Source organism: Nesterenkonia sandarakina, from assembly GCF_003003175.1.
In the GTDB taxonomy this organism is placed as follows: domain Bacteria; phylum Actinomycetota; class Actinomycetes; order Actinomycetales; family Micrococcaceae; genus Nesterenkonia; species Nesterenkonia sandarakina_A.
In genome coordinates, this window is sequence record NZ_PVTY01000002.1 from 63001 (window position 1) to 76965 (window position 13965).

The 13965-nt window shown below is 68.1% G+C and carries 17 protein-coding genes and 1 tRNA gene; 11 read left to right on the top strand and 7 right to left on the bottom strand.

What is annotated here, in order from left to right:
• Positions 1–4: 4 nt before the first annotated feature.
• From BCL67_RS01820 to BCL67_RS01835, 4 genes are all read right to left on the bottom strand, one after another.
• A complete protein-coding gene (locus BCL67_RS01820) occupies positions 5–340 on the bottom strand; it encodes a GNAT family N-acetyltransferase (protein WP_106121773.1) in 336 nt (111 codons plus the stop codon).
• A 93-nt stretch (positions 341–433) separates the two neighbouring features.
• Entirely contained in the window at positions 434–1513 is a 1080-nt protein-coding gene (locus BCL67_RS01825; protein ID WP_308737935.1) for an NUDIX hydrolase, read from the bottom strand.
• A gap of 14 nt (positions 1514–1527) precedes the next feature.
• Positions 1528–2577: a mycothiol synthase gene (gene mshD, locus BCL67_RS01830; RefSeq protein ID WP_106121774.1), complete on the bottom strand. Its 1050-nt coding sequence runs from the start codon at positions 2575–2577 to the stop codon at positions 1528–1530.
• A 39-nt stretch (positions 2578–2616) separates the two neighbouring features.
• A complete protein-coding gene (locus BCL67_RS01835; RefSeq protein WP_106121775.1) occupies positions 2617–3327 on the bottom strand; it encodes a response regulator transcription factor in 711 nt (236 codons plus the stop codon).
• A 166-nt stretch (positions 3328–3493) separates the two neighbouring features.
• Between BCL67_RS01835 and BCL67_RS01840 the strand changes: the two genes are divergently transcribed.
• From BCL67_RS01840 to ygfZ, 4 genes are all read left to right on the top strand, one after another.
• Positions 3494–4336 (top strand): hypothetical protein, encoded by an 843-nt coding sequence (locus BCL67_RS01840; protein ID WP_106121776.1) that lies wholly within the window; start codon positions 3494–3496, stop codon positions 4334–4336.
• Between the two features lie 18 nt (positions 4337–4354).
• Positions 4355–4489, top strand: coding sequence for a hypothetical protein (locus BCL67_RS15705; RefSeq protein ID WP_255342456.1), 135 nt, complete (start codon positions 4355–4357; stop codon positions 4487–4489).
• 60 nt (positions 4490–4549) lie between these two features.
• Positions 4550–5185, top strand: a complete 636-nt coding sequence (locus tag BCL67_RS01845; RefSeq protein ID WP_106121777.1) for a nitrobindin family protein — start codon at positions 4550–4552, stop codon at positions 5183–5185.
• Positions 5186–5270: 85 nt separating this feature from the next.
• Positions 5271–6434 carry a CAF17-like 4Fe-4S cluster assembly/insertion protein YgfZ gene (gene ygfZ / locus BCL67_RS01850; RefSeq protein ID WP_258174680.1) on the top strand — a complete coding sequence of 388 codons (1164 nt, stop codon included), beginning with the start codon at positions 5271–5273 and terminating at the stop codon, positions 6432–6434.
• Positions 6435–6445: 11 nt separating this feature from the next.
• On the opposite strand, the gene BCL67_RS01855 is transcribed toward ygfZ, so the two are convergent.
• The 3 genes from BCL67_RS01855 to BCL67_RS01865 all read right to left on the bottom strand — a co-directional run bounded on the left by BCL67_RS01855 (position 6446) and on the right by BCL67_RS01865 (position 9571).
• The gene (locus BCL67_RS01855; protein ID WP_106121778.1) at positions 6446–7195 is read right to left on the bottom strand and encodes a GNAT family N-acetyltransferase; all 750 of its coding nucleotides are present in this window, start codon (positions 7193–7195) and stop codon (positions 6446–6448) included.
• On the bottom strand, positions 7185–8216 hold the full coding sequence (locus BCL67_RS01860; RefSeq protein ID WP_106121779.1) for a 6-phosphofructokinase: 1032 nt from the start codon (positions 8214–8216) through the stop codon (positions 7185–7187). Before BCL67_RS01860 ends, BCL67_RS01855 begins: the two co-directional genes overlap by 11 nt.
• Before the next feature lie 140 nt (positions 8217–8356).
• Entirely contained in the window at positions 8357–9571 is a 1215-nt protein-coding gene (locus BCL67_RS01865; RefSeq protein WP_106121780.1) for a pyridoxal phosphate-dependent aminotransferase, read from the bottom strand.
• A 175-nt stretch (positions 9572–9746) separates the two neighbouring features.
• On the opposite strand from BCL67_RS01865, the gene BCL67_RS01870 reads away from it, so the two are divergent.
• From BCL67_RS01870 to rplL, 7 genes are all read left to right on the top strand, one after another.
• Positions 9747–9819: transfer RNA gene (locus BCL67_RS01870), tRNA-Trp, on the top strand.
• 38 nt (positions 9820–9857) lie between these two features.
• Complete coding sequence (gene secE / locus BCL67_RS01875) at positions 9858–10163, top strand: preprotein translocase subunit SecE (protein WP_106121781.1); 306 nt, start codon at positions 9858–9860, stop codon at positions 10161–10163.
• Positions 10164–10269: 106 nt separating this feature from the next.
• Complete coding sequence (nusG, locus tag BCL67_RS01880) at positions 10270–11145, top strand: transcription termination/antitermination protein NusG (protein WP_106121782.1); 876 nt, start codon at positions 10270–10272, stop codon at positions 11143–11145.
• Between the two features lie 239 nt (positions 11146–11384).
• A complete protein-coding gene (rplK, locus tag BCL67_RS01885) occupies positions 11385–11816 on the top strand; it encodes a 50S ribosomal protein L11 (protein ID WP_106121783.1) in 432 nt (143 codons plus the stop codon).
• Positions 11817–11924: 108 nt separating this feature from the next.
• Positions 11925–12629: a 50S ribosomal protein L1 gene (rplA, locus tag BCL67_RS01890; RefSeq protein WP_106121784.1), complete on the top strand. Its 705-nt coding sequence runs from the start codon at positions 11925–11927 to the stop codon at positions 12627–12629.
• 379 nt (positions 12630–13008) lie between these two features.
• The gene (gene rplJ / locus BCL67_RS01895; protein ID WP_036473229.1) at positions 13009–13527 is read left to right on the top strand and encodes a 50S ribosomal protein L10; all 519 of its coding nucleotides are present in this window, start codon (positions 13009–13011) and stop codon (positions 13525–13527) included.
• A gap of 60 nt (positions 13528–13587) precedes the next feature.
• Positions 13588–13965, top strand: coding sequence for a 50S ribosomal protein L7/L12 (gene rplL, locus BCL67_RS01900; RefSeq protein ID WP_106121785.1), 378 nt, complete (start codon positions 13588–13590; stop codon positions 13963–13965).

Genomic DNA, 13965 nt, shown 5'->3' on the forward strand with positions numbered 1-13965 from the left:
GGCGTCAGGAGAATGTGGCCTGCAGGGACCGGTACTCGGGATAGCGGTGCAGGTACGCGTCGACATAGGTGCACTCGGAGGCGAAGAGCCGGCCCTCGGCCTGCAGCTGGTCCAGCAGCAGCGTGACCAGGCAGCGGGCGTAGCCCTGCCGGCCGTACTGCGGGTGGACGATGGTGTGCTGCAGGAGGGTGACCTCCTGGCCGCGCAGCGTCTCGGGGGTGAAGCCGATGAACCCGATGAAGGTGCGACGCCCGTTGATGGTGTCCCAGAGCTCGGCCCGGCCCCGGTCCTCGTCGATGTTGAGCTCGGCGGTCGGATGGACGTTCTTCGGCGCACTCATGCATTGAGAGTACCGTCACAGTCCGACATTGTCAGCGCTCCGGCGGTGACGTTCAGGCCCCGACGTCCTCCGTCTGAAGCTCAGTGGGGCAGCTCAGTCCTCGAAGGGCTCGTAGACCTCGATCGAGACGATCTCGCCGCCGCGATCCATCGCCTGCTGGGCCACCAGCACGGCGCCGGGGCGGAGATGCGGATCCTCATCCGGGATCGCCTGCACCAGCTGAGGATCCTGCAGCCAGCCGTTCATGGTGTCCAGGATCAGCGGAAGGACCGGGCGGTGGGTGCAGATCAGCGTCGGCAGCAGCAGCTCCAGGCAGCGTCGGACCCGGGCCCGGGACCGTTCCGGGTGGGCCTCCGCGCGCTTCTCGGTGAGCGACTTCCGGTAGGTGGCGCGGTTGCGATGGGCCTTGACGTAGGGCGCGATGGTCTCGGCGCAGCGCTTCCAGGGGCTGGACTCCAGATGGCGGGGCCGCCAGCAGATCAGCAGCCGCTCCACCGCACGGGCCTGCCGCTTGCCGGTGGCCGCGAGCGGCCGCTCCGACTCGGCCCGGGACCAGGAGGAGCGCGGCTTCGCCTTGGCATGGCGCAGCACGATGAACGGCAGGGTGTGCAGCCGCCGGTCCTCGTGGAGGCGCTCAAGCTCGTCCAGGGGCGGCACGTCGCCGCGGTTGGTCAGCATCTGGCGGGCCCGCTCCACGCTGACCCAGGCGGTCTCATCCACCTCGTCGCCGTCGGGGACGGGGGTGCCTTCGGCGACCTGGGCGGCCCAGTACCAGACGGCCTTGTCCTTGCCGCCGTTGCCGTTCCCGCCGTTGCCGTTCCCGCCGTTGCCGGCTCCGCCGGCGGTCCCGCCGTTGCCGTTCTTGGCGCCGCGAGCCTTGCCCACCGAGTAGCGGGTGATCGGCAGCGGCATGCCGAGGCGGACCTTGAGTCCGATCTCCTCGCGGACCTCACGGACCGCGCACTCAGGCAGCGTCTCACCCTCATCGAGCTTGCCCTTGGGGAAGGACCAGTCGTCGTAGCGGGGCCGGTGGATCACCAGCACCTCGAGCTCGGAACGGCGGATGCGCCAGCACAGCGCGCCGGCGGCGAGGATCTCGGCATCGAGCCCGTCATCGGAGACCGTGACAGTTCTGCGGCGGGGGACCTGGCTCATGGTCTCGGGGGAGCTCACGAGAGACCAAGATATCAGGCTGGTTCCACGGCAGCTTCCACGGCCGGGGCGTACATGGTGTCAGCGTCCCATTTGGTGAATCCGAGCTTCTTGTAGAGCTTCACCGCCGCGGTGTTGTCGGCGTCCACGTAGAGCATGATGGCGGCCAGGCCGGTCCGGTGCAGGTGTTCGATCCCGGCCAGGGTGAGGCTGCGACCCAGGCCGCGACCCTGCGCGGTGGGCACGACGCCGACCACATAGACCTCACCGAGGTCCGGGTCGGCGACCTTGGTCCAGTGGAACCCGACGAGCTCCTCGCCCTCCCATGCCAGCAGGAAGCCCTCGGGGTCGAACCAGTCCTCGGCCACCCGAGAATGCAGGTCCTCGAGGGTGAGCCGGCCCTGTTCGGGGTGATCGGCGAAGGCCGCCGCGTTCGCAGCCAGCCACGCCTCGTCGTCGACTCCCGGGCGGAAGCTGCGCATCGTGATGGTCTCGGGAAGCTCGGGGGCCGGCGCCTCGTCGAGGTCGGTGAGCCGCATCCGCCAGAGCTCGCGCACCGGGCTCCAGCCGTAGCGTCGGGCCAGCCGCGCCGCGGCGTCGTGCTCGCCGTGGGCCCAGGCGCGCTGCACCCGGCCTGCGGTGGGGGAGAGCACGTTCTCGGTGAGCGCCTCCACCAGGGCGGTGCCGATGCCGCGCTGGCGGCAGTCGGGTCGGACCACCATCTCCAGCACGTCGGGTGCCCCGTGCGCACCCTCGACGACGACGCCGGCCCCGGCGAGGAGCCGGGAATCCGGCTGCGCATCGGTCCAGGCGTAGGCGATCCGCAGCGGGCTGCGCTGAGCCTCGGCGTCGTCGTCGGATGCCTCGGTGCCGGAGGCAGCCTCCGGCGTCGCGGAACCGCGCCGGTCAGCGGCCCGGTGCAGCTCCACCAGCGTCTGTTCGGAGAACGGCGGGTTGGCGTCCGCCTCGGCGGAGACGGCTGCCAGCTCGAGCAGCGCATGGTGCAGATCGGCATCGGGTGCGCCGTCGCTGAGCTCGACCACTGCGAGCTCGGTGTCTTCTGGGGTGCCATCGCCTGGGTTCATGGGCTCACTGTATCGGAGCTGAACCCTCAGGTCATCGGCTCAGGCGGCGTCCGCGCCGTCGTCGCGCCGGTCGTCGTCCGGCGGGGTCGCGGAGTCTGACCCGCTGATCACCAGGCGGTATCCGACATTGCGGACCGTGCCGATCAGGGATTCGTGATCGGGGCCCAGCTTGGCACGCAGCCGTCGGATGTGGACGTCCACGGTGCGGGTGCCGCCGAAGTAGTCGTAGCCCCAGACGTCGTGGAGCAGCCGGTCGCGGGTGAAGACCTGGCCCGGGTGCAGCGCGAGGTGCTTGAGCAGCTCGAACTCCTTATAGGTCAGGTTCAGCAGGCGTCCATTGATGGTGGCCATGTACGTGGTCTCGTCGATCGTGATCCCACCGGCGCGGATCTCCCCGACCGGGGTCTCTTCCTCGGTCTCCACTGCGGCCAGCCTGATCCGCGCGTCGATCTCTCCCGGGCTGGCCTCGCCGAGGATGAAGTCATCGGCCTGCCAGGACTCGTTCAGCGTGGCCAGTCCTGCCTCGGTGACGATCACCAGCACCGGGGAGAGCATCGAGGACTTCACCAGCTGGCACAGCGACCGGGCGTGGGCGAGCTTGGTGCGCGCGTCGATCAGCGTCACGTCCACATTGGGCGCCCGCACGATCGAGGAGGCCTCTGCGGGGAAGGTGCGAATTCGGTGGGTGAGCAGCTCCAGTGACGGCAGTGCGTCGTCCGGGGTGTCTGAGAGCAGCAGAACTTGAGCCATGCATGACTCCTTCCCCTTGGGTCACTATCTTCACCGGGTCCCGCAGGGTCGTCAACGGTGATAGCGGTCTTCAACGCCAGTGATTTCACAATGCGAAAACGTGATTCAGCGATCTGCAGTTGAGTATATGCGACGTGTGAAGCGCCGACCTCTAGGATGGCCTGTTGTGAAGTACATCCCAGTCGCAGCCTCCGCCCTGCTCGCCGCGACAGCGCTCGCCCTGGCCTCCTGGGTCGGGACCGTCGCGATGACCCTGGTGGTCTGTGGGCTCTCGATCCTCATCGCGCTGGGGTGGCCGCAGCTGATGGGCGTCTCAGCCCGTCGCTCGCTCTCCACCGTGATCGCCTGCGCCGGTGTCATCGCCGCGCTGGGCGCCGGAGTCGTGGGGGCGGCTGATGACCTCTTCTTCTGGTCCTCCGTGGCGCTGGCCTTCGGCGTGATGAGCGTCTTCCTGATCCAGGTGCTGCGCGGGACCGGACGGCCGCACCGGCTGGAGTCCACCATCGGCGCCTGTGCCGGCGTGCTGATCGCGACCACCGGCGCCGGGTGGATCGCCGGTCTGCGCTATCCCGTGGAGCTCGCCGACGCGACCGGCGACGACGCGCGGGGGATCCTCGCGGTGCGCGGGCTGCTGCCGGTGGAAGACACCACCCTGCTCGCCGTCACGGGGGCCTCGGGAGAGCTGACCGTGGTGACGCTGGCCGCCGGCACGCTGATCGTCGCGACCCTGCTGGCCGCGGTCCCGCTGCCCCACGCCTGGGCGATGCTGCTGGTGGTCCTGGGCAGCACGGCGGCCGCCATCGGCATGACCTTGGCCTGGGGTGAGCTGACCCTGCTCTTCGCTGGGACGCTGGGACTCGTGGCCGGACTGCTGCTGGCCTCCTTCCGTCGATTCCTCCTGGCGCAGGGTCCGCCGCAGGGGATTCTCTCCGGAATCGCGGTCGGGGCGGCGCCGATCGCGGCCATGGGCGCGCTGACCTACTTCACGGAGCGTCTTCTGCTGGTGTGAAGTTGTACACTTTCACCCATGAACTTCGCATTGCAGAACGTCTCACTGCTGGCACTGGAGATCTTCTTCATCGGGCTGCTGGTCCTGGTGACGCTGATGATCGCCGGCATCTCCTGGACCGTCATCTCTCGGCTGTACAAGGGTCAGCGCTGATCCGCCCGCACCGCACCGAGGCACACGCCTGCGGCACCCGCGCGCTGAGGAGCTGAGCCGATGGCCCCGATGGAGCTTCCCACCGACCTGACTCCTGAGCTCGCCCCGCTGTACTGGCTGCTCGGCAGCTGGCGCGGCCAGGGCCGCCTGGGCTCCGGCGAGCAGGACGACCCGATCTTCACCCAGGACGTGACCTTCCGGGACACCGGCCTGGAGTTCGTCGAGTACCGCGCCGAGACCTGGCTCGCCGACGAGTCGGGCTCACGGCTGCGCCCGCTCTCGGTGGAGACCGGTTTCTGGTCGTTGGACCGCGCCCGCACCGACGCCGACGTCGGCCCCGGCCTGGACCCCGGAGACGTGGTCCCGGCCTATAAGAGCGCCGCCGAGGTCGATCGGCTCGCGGAGCAGGACGGATCCTTCGCGATCACCGCGACCATCACCCATCCGGGAAGCATCTCGGAGCTCTACTACGGCAAGATCAAGGGCCCGCAGCTGCAGCTGGCCACCGACGCCGTGATGCGTGGCGAGCACGCTGCGGAATATCCAGGTGCCTCCCGGATGTTCGGACTGGTGAACAGTCAGCTGTTCTGGCGCTGGGATCTCCGCGCCGCCGATGGCGAGATGGTCCCGCACGCCTCGGCGATCCTGGACCGCACCGCCTCCGCCGAAGAGGTCAGCGCCAAGAGCACTGCCTGAGCCTCGCTCTCGCCTGCCCGACGTGGCAGGCACCCCGCGACGTGTGCACCTTGAGCGCCCGCCGCACCGATGAAGGAGTCCGCCCGTGGATGAGAACTCGAAGTCGCCCCTGCTGAACCGCGCCGGCGCCGTCCCCGAGGGCGGAGACGATGCCGCGGTGGCCGCCCACTACGGGGACCCCACGGCTGAGCAGCGGGCGCTGGCCCGCGGCGTCGCCGTCGTCGATCTCTCTCACCGCAGCGTGGTCACGGTCTCCGGTCCGGACCGGCTGACCTGGCTGACCACCCTGTCCTCGCAGCAGGTCGCCGGGCTCAAGCCGGGGGAGTCCACCGAGCTGCTGCTGCTCGACATCTCCGGGCGCATCGAGCACGACGCCGCCGTGGTCGACGACGGCGAGACCGTCTGGCTGATCACCGAGAACTCCCACGGCGGGGTGCTGGCCCAGTGGCTGGACTCGATGAAGTTCATGCTCCGCGTGGAGATCACCGATCGCACCGCCGACTACGCGGTGCTCGCCTCCACCGCCGCGCTGCCGACGTCTGCGGCCGGCGCGGTCGTCATCGGCTGGGACGACCCGTGGCCGCGGCTCGGCCCCGGCGCGGCCAGCTACGCCCAGGTCGCCGAGGCAGACCACCCCGGGGCTGACTGGTCCTGGCACCTCAGCGTGGTCCCGCGGACCGCGCTGGAGACCACGGTCGCCGGACTGGAGCAGGCCGGGTGGATCGTGGCCGGAACCATGGCGGCCGAGGCGCTGCGCGTCGCCGCCTGGCGCCCACGTCTTGCGCGTGAGGTCGACGAGAAGACCATCCCGCACGAGCTGGACCTGATCCGGACCGCCGTGCACCTGAGCAAGGGCTGCTACAAGGGTCAGGAGACCGTGGCGCGGGTCCATAACCTCGGTCACCCGCCTCGTCGCCTGGTCTTCCTCCACCTCGACGGCAGCGAACACACGCTCCCGGCCATCGGCGCCGACATCCTCGCGGCCAGCCCCGAGGCCACCGCCGCCGAGCTGGCCCAGGAGCGCCCGGTCGGGAAGGTGACCTCGGTGGCCCGCCACCACGAGATGGGACCGATCGCGCTGGCCCTGGTCAAGCGCAAGGTGGACCCCACCCTGCAGCTGGTGGTGCGCGACGGCGAGGCCGACTCGGCGACGTTATACGCCGCGGCACAGGAGGTCATCGTCCGCCCGGACGCCGGCCAGGCCGTCGGCCGGCCGCAGGGAGACTTCCTGCGCGGTCAGCGCCGCTGATCAACGGCAGCTCAGTGGCCGCCGGCTCGGTCGAAGGCCACGGTGGTCTGTGAGCCGGCCGGGCTGAATCCCAGTGCGGCGGCGATCCGCAGCGAGGCGATGGACTCGGTGCGGGCCCGCCACTGCGGGATGAGTCCCTCGGTGAAGGCCTCCTCGGCCGCGACCGCGGCCAGCGCGCGCCCGACCCCGCTGCGCCGCTGATCCGGCACGGTGAGCACGCCGAGGTGGGCGAGCATCCCGGCCCAGAGCTCGTGTGCGGCCGCGCCGAGCACCGTCGCGGTGTCCTCCTCCACCAGGGCCGCACGCCAGGGGGCGTCAGCGATCCCCGCGGCCTGGACGTCGTCGGCGGGGGAGGCGGCGAGCGCGGCCTGAACGTGCGCCGGATCGAAGGAGACCGCCCCGCGCGGGGCGAGCGCCAGGACGGGCGGCTCCTCGGCGTAGAGCAGCCTGGCCGCACCGAGGCTCCGTGCGCTGCCCGCGTGCCGCCGCGCGACCTCCAGGAGTCGGCGCTCGTCGGCGAGCTCGACGTCGTCGAAGCGGCGTGCCTCGCGCAGCACCTCCGCGGGTCCGCTGAGCACGGTGTGGTCGAAGAGTCGCAGGAAGGTCACCGGAGAGCCGTCTGCGGTGCTGACCTCGCGACGCGGACCCGCGCCGCCGAGCAGCTCCTCGTCGCCGAGGCCGATCATCCGGGACCAGGCCAGCGCGATGATGCTGCGCGTATGGTCCCCGAGACCGGTCCCGAGTCCCGGCTCAGCGGCCAAAGAGGATCTGGGCTTCTTCGTAGCGCTCGGTCGGCACGGTCTTGAGCCCGTCCAGCGCCTCGGCGAGATCGACCTTGACGATCTCGGTGCCGCGCAGCGCGGCCATATGGCCCCAGGCCTTCTCATGCACGAGGTCCAGGGCGTGGATGCCGAAGCGGGTGGCGAGCACCCGATCGTATCCGGTGGGGTTGCCGCCGCGCTGGATGTGGCCCAGCGTCGTGTGGCGGGACTCGATGCCGGTCTTGGACTCGATCTGATGCGTCACCCACTCGCCGATGCCGCCCAGGCGGGGGCGTCCGTCAGACTCCTCGCCCTTGCCAGCCAGTGCGGCCTCGGCATCTTCGGGGATGAAGCCCTCGGCGACGACCACCAGGGGCGAGCGTCCGCGCGAGTGGACCTGCTCGACCCATTCGCAGACCTGGTCCATGGAGACCTTGTGCTCCGGGATCAGGATGGCGTGGGCGCCGGCCGCCATGCCGGAGTGCAGCGCGATCCAACCGACGTGGCGCCCCATGACCTCGGCGACCATGCAGCGGTGATGGGACTCCCCGGTGGTGCGCAGCCGGTCCATCGCGTCGGTGGCGATGGAGATCGCCGTGTCGAAGCCGAAGGTGTAGTCAGTGGCCTTCAGATCGTTGTCGATCGTCTTGGGGACTCCCACCACGGGGATCCCGTCGTCGGCGAGCCGCTTGGCGCCGGCGAGGGTGCCCTCGCCGCCGATGGCGATGACGGCGTCGATGTCATGGCGCTTGAGCTGCTTGGCGATGTTCTCCGGCCCGCCCTGGGGGTGGTTGTACGGGTGGGTGCGGGAGGTCCCGAGGATCGTGCCGCCCTCGCGGGAGAGTCCGCGCACGGACTGCCGGGGAAGGTCGATGTAGTCGCCCTCGATGAGTCCTCGCCAGCCGCCCTTGAGGCCGACGAACTCGTCGCCATAGCTCTTGATCCCGTGGAGCACGGAGGAGCGGATGACGGCGTTGAGGCCGGGGCAGTCGCCGCCGGAGGTGAGCAGTCCGATGCGCATGGTGATTCAGCTCGTCCCTTCATGGATTTCAGGAAAAATCTCAGGCCTGACTTCCTCGGCAGGTTGCTGCGGCTAAGTCTATGGGGTCGGGCGGGATCCGCAGAGGCCCGGCCGAGTCGGGCCCCTGCGGCGACCAGCGATCAGCGCAGCAGGTCCTGGAGCCGACGCAGCCCCTTGGCCAGATCCTCGTCACCCAGGGCGTAGGAGAGCCGCAGGAACCCGCTGGGGCCGAAGGCCTCGCCCGGGACGACGGCGACCTTCGCCTCCTCCAGGATCAGTTCGGCGAGCTCTGCGGAGGTCTGCGGCGTGCGGCCGGCGATCTCCCGGCCCAGCGCCCCACGGACATCGACATAGGCGTAGAAGGCGCCCTCGGGCGTCGGGCAGGAGAATCCGGTGATCTCATTGAGCCCGGCCACGATCGCGCGGCGTCGTCGGTCGAAGGCGGTCTTCATCTCCTCGACCGCGTCGAGCGGACCTTCCACGGCTGCCAGCGCAGCCATCTGCGAGACGTTCGCGACGTTGCTGGTGGCGTGGGACTGCAGGTTCGCGGCGGCCTTGATGACATCAGCGGGACCCACCATCCAGCCCACGCGCCAGCCGGTCATCGCATAGGTCTTTGCGACGCCGTTGAGGATCACGACCTGGTCGGCGAGCTCCTCCACGGCGGCGATGGAGCTGAACTCGGCGTCGTCGTAGGTGAGGTGCTCGTAGATCTCATCGGTGACCACCCAGAGTCCCTTCTCCGCAGCCCAGCGGCCGATCTCGCGGACCTCTTCGGCGGAGTAGACCGCGCCGGTGGGGTTGGAGGGGGAGACGAAGACCAGCACCTTCGTGGCCGGGGTCAGCGTCTGCTGGAGCTGCTCGAGGGTGACCTTGTAGCCCTGTTCGGGTCCGGCGAAGACGTTCACCGGCACCCCGCCGGCGAGCTTGATCGCCTCGGGGTAGGTGGTCCAGAACGGAGCCGGCAGGATGACCTCGTCGCCCGGGTTCAGCAGGGTGGCGAAGGTGTTGTACACGGCCTGCTTTCCCCCGTTGGTGATCAAGACGTTCGTCGCCGCCAGCGCTTCGCCGTCGATCCGGTACCCGGAGTCCCGGGTGGTCTTCTCCGCGACGGCCGCGCGCAGCTCGGGCAGTCCGGCGGCGGGGGAGTAGCGGTGGAAGCGGGGGTTCAGCGCCGCCTCACGCGCCGCCTCGACGATGTAGCCCGGGGTGGGGAAGTCCGGCTCGCCCGCACCGAATCCGATGACATCCTCACCCGCTGCCTTCAGGGCCTTGGCCTTGGCGTCCACCGCAAGGGTGGCGGACTCGGCGATGGAGTCGATACGGTCGGAGATGCGGGAGTTCGGAGCAGTCATGTCTGAGGGATCCTTTCGGGATTCATGGACTGATTCAAGCCTACCGGTTTGTCCTGCACCGGGCCGAGGGCGTAGAGTGATCGTTCGGTGTCTCCGGCACCTCCGATCCATCGTGCCCCGAAACCGGTGCTCCGGTTCTCGATGCGGTAGCGTGGTGGAGGGTCAGTTACCCCCTAGGGCAGTGGCGCAATTGGTAGCGCAACGGTCTCCAAAACCGTAGGTTGCAGGTTCGAGTCCTGTCTGCCCTGCTAGGCACCCGCCTTAACCGTGAACAGATGGAGTCTTCGTGTCCCAGTCGCCTTCGACGCATGATCAGGGCTCCACGCCTGCCGGCGGCGATCCGAAGGGCCCGTTCGGGAAGCTGTGGCTGTTCCTCCGCCAGGTCGTCGACGAGCTCCGCAAGGTGGTCGTACCGACCCGGCGCGAGCTGACCAACTACACGCTGGTCGTGCTGGTCTTCGTGGTCATCGTGATCGGAATCGTCACCGGCTTCGACGCCGTCTTCAGCCGGGGCGCTGAGGCGCTCTTCGGGTCGACCGGAGGTGGCGTGGAGCAGCCGGTCGAGCCTCCCGCCGGCGGCGCCGAGGACTGAGCCGGGCCGCCCAGATGACCATGACGTGATGTCGCAGTCCAGGGCATCCACCACGTGAACGAGAGCTCGCCGTGTGGCGGTGAGCACCACGGAAAGCAGGAGAACAGTGTCTGAACAGGATCTTTCGCAGCAGACCGAAGAGGTCGACGCCGCCCAGGATGCCGCTGGCGAATCAGCAGCGGGCATCGACGCGGCCGAGGACGCCTCCGCCGCTGACGAGACGGCCGCGCAGACCGACGCCGACACCGACGAGGACGCCTCCGAGGCGACCGACGTCGACACCGACTCCGAGGCCCAGACCGAGGACGCATCCGCCGAGGGCTACGTCGCCGTCGAGGCTGAGGTCCCAGAGGAGGAGAAGTCCTACGAGGAGCGCGCCGCCGCACTGAAGTCCACGCTGCGCCGCCAGCTCGGTGACTGGTACGTGGTGCACACCTACGCGGGCTACGAGAAGCGCGTGAAGTCCAACCTGGAGACTCGCATCCAGACCCAGGACATGGAGGACCACATCTTCGAGATCGAGGTCCCCATGGAAGAGGTCGTGGAGATCAAGGGCACCCAGCGCAAGGTCGTGAGCCGAGTCCGCATCCCGGGCTACGTCATCGTCCGCATGGAGCTCACCGACGCCTCCTGGGGCGTTGTGCGCCACACCCCCGGCGTCACCGGATTCGTCGGCAATGCCCACGACCCGCACCCGCTGAGCTCCGACGAGGTCTTCGACATGCTCTCGGATCACCTCCTCGGCAAGCCGGATGCGCCGAAGCTCAGCGAGGACGGCACTCCCGCCCCCGCGGCCTCGGACATCAAGGTCGACTTCGAGGTCGGCGAGTCGGTCACCGTCACCGACGGCCCCTTCGCAACCCTGCCGGCCTCCATCTCGGAGATCCACGCAGACTCGCGTCAGCTCGTGGTGCTCGTCTCGATCTTCGAGCGCGAGACCCCGGTGACGCTGAACTTCAACCAGGTCGAAAAGATCTACTGAGGTTCACCCGCATGACCGGACTGACGAAGTCGTCGGCCCGGAGCATGTGAGAACTCAAGACTTTCGACGCCGCAGGTGGCTTTGGCCGGTGGCGTCGAATCGGTCATCACGCCATGATGGCCACCCCCCTGCGTCGCGCTCCTGTGGCACAGGGACACCAGGTGAGGGTTCAGGCCCGCACGCCGCCTCCAGCGGCCGCGAGCGCAGGAACCCACCACGCAAGCAAAGGACGCTTAAACATGGCCCCGAAGAAGAGAGTCTCCGGCCTGATCAAGCTGCAGATCAAGGCAGGCGCCGCTAACCCGGCCCCGCCGATCGGTCCTGCACTCGGTCAGCACGGTGTCAACATCATGGAGTTCTGCAAGGCTTACAACGCCGCGACTGAGGCTCAGCGCGGCAATGTGATCCCTGTGGAGATCACGGTCTACGAAGACCGCTCCTTCACCTTCGTCACCAAGACCCCGCCGGCCGCCGAGCTGATCAAGAAGGCAGCAGGCGTGGCCAAGGGCTCCGGCGTGCCGCACACCGACAAGGTCGGCAAGCTGAGCCAGTCACAGGTCGAAGAGATCGCTCAGACCAAGATGGAGGACCTCAACGCGAACGACCTCGCAGCGGCCTCCAAGATCGTCGCCGGAACTGCCCGCTCCATGGGCATCACGGTCGAAGGCTGAACCGGGCTAACGCCCAACATCAACTGATCATTTTGTCCGGCCGAGAGCCGGACGGTGGGAAGGGTCGAGCGCGACCCGCGTACCACGACTGCTAAGGAGAACACGCAGATGGCAAAGCGCAGCAAAGCTTATAAAGCAGCGGCACAGAAGGTCAACGAAGATGCCCTGTACTCCCCGGCCGAGGCACTAGCCCTGGCGAAGGAGATCAACCCGTCCAAGTCGGACGCCACCGTCGAGGTCGCTATGCGGCTCTCGGTGGACCCGCGCAAGGCTGACCAGATGGTCCGCGGCACGGTCATCCTGCCCAACGGTACCGGCAAGACCTCCCGCGTCGTCGTCTTCACCCAGGGCGACAACATCGCCAAGGCCGAAGAGGCCGGGGCTGACTACGTCGGCGGCGATGAGCTCATCGCCAAGGTCGCCGACGGCTGGACCGACTTCGACGCCGCCGTCGCCTCACCCGACATGATGGGCAAGGTCGGTCGCCTGGGCAAGGTGCTGGGTCCGCGTAACCTGATGCCGAACCCCAAGACCGGCACCGTCACCCCCGACGTCGCGAAGGCCGTCAACGAGCTCAAGGGCGGCAAGATCACCTTCCGCGTGGACAAGCACTCGAACCTGCACTTCATCGTGGGCAAGACCAGCTTCGACGCGAAGGCCCTGGCCGAGAACTACGCAGCAGCCCTGGAAGAGATCCTTCGCCTGAAGCCCTCGGCTTCGAAGGGTCGCTACATCGCCAAGGCCACCGTCACCACCACCTTCGGCCCCGGCATCCCGGTGGACCCGAACGTGACCAAGGTGATCGCTGACTGAGCACGCCTGAGCAGCACCAGATGAGGCCCTCGTCCCACGGACGGGGGCCTCACCTGTCGCCCCGGCTCCGGCGTTTTGCGCCCGGGTGGATCCGTGTGTAGAGTGAGGGCTGACCAAAGACCGCCGGTCGTTGTTCTCGTGCGCAGATCATTGGCTGATCTGCGTGGTCAGCAGACATCATGTCTGTGAGGCGATGCAACGTAAAGACCCGATTCGGGCGACCTGCGCAGGACACGATCAGCTCTTCTCTCCACAGGCTGCTCGCGGTGAAACGCGATCAGCCCCATGCTGGAAGTCATGCCCCGTGCCTTGCGCAGCGGGGCATTTTTTATGTCCAGTCCGAGGAGGGTGACCGGCTTACATGATCGGAAGGAGTGCCATGGCGAATCCTGAGAAGGCTGCCGCCGTCGATGAGTTGAAGGAACTCTTCAACAACTCGACTGCCGCAGTGCTCACGGAATACCGCGGCCTCTCCGTGGGCCAGCTGCAGACTCTGCGCCGGTCCGTGCGAGAGAACGCACACTACGCTGTGGTGAAGAACACGCTCACCGAGATTGCGGCCCGGGAAGTCGGCATCGACGCCTTTGAAGGCAAGATGTCCGGACCCTCCGCAATCGCCTTCGTCCACGGCGACCCCGTGGACGTGGCCAAGGCGCTGCGTGACTTCGCCAAGAGCAACCCTGAGCTCATCGTCAAGGGCGGCTACATGGATGGCGTCGCCCTCGATGAGGCAGGTATGAAGAAGCTCGCGGATCTTGAATCCCGTGAGGTTCTGCTCGGCAAGATGGCTGGTGCCCTCATCGGCGTCCAGTCCAAGGCTGCCGCACTGTTCCAGGCGCCGCTGTCGAAGGCCGTTCGCACGGTCGAGGCACTGCGCGAGAAGCAGGAAGCTGCCTGAGCTCGAGCTCACCACAGATCCGCAAGCAACACCCCCTAAACATTTAGAAGGAGCGCCCCCATGGCGAAGATGAGCAACGACGAACTGATCGAACAGTTCAAGGAAATGTCCCTGATCGAGCTCTCCGAGTTCGTCAAGGTCTTCGAAGAGACCTTCGACGTCACTGCCGCTGCTCCCGCAGCAGCCGCAGCGGCTCCCGCAGCAGCAGCTGAGGAAGAAGAAGAGCAGACCGAGTTCGACGTGGTCCTCGAGTCCGCAGGCGAGAAGAAGATCGGCGTCATCAAGGAGGTGCGCGGTCTGACTTCCCTCGGTCTCAAGGAGGCAAAGGACGTCGTCGACAGCGCCCCCAAGGCTGTTCTCGAGGGTGTCGACAAGGCAACCGCCGAGAAGGCCAAGGAGACCCTGGAAGGCGCAGGCGCCACCGTCACCCTCAAGTGA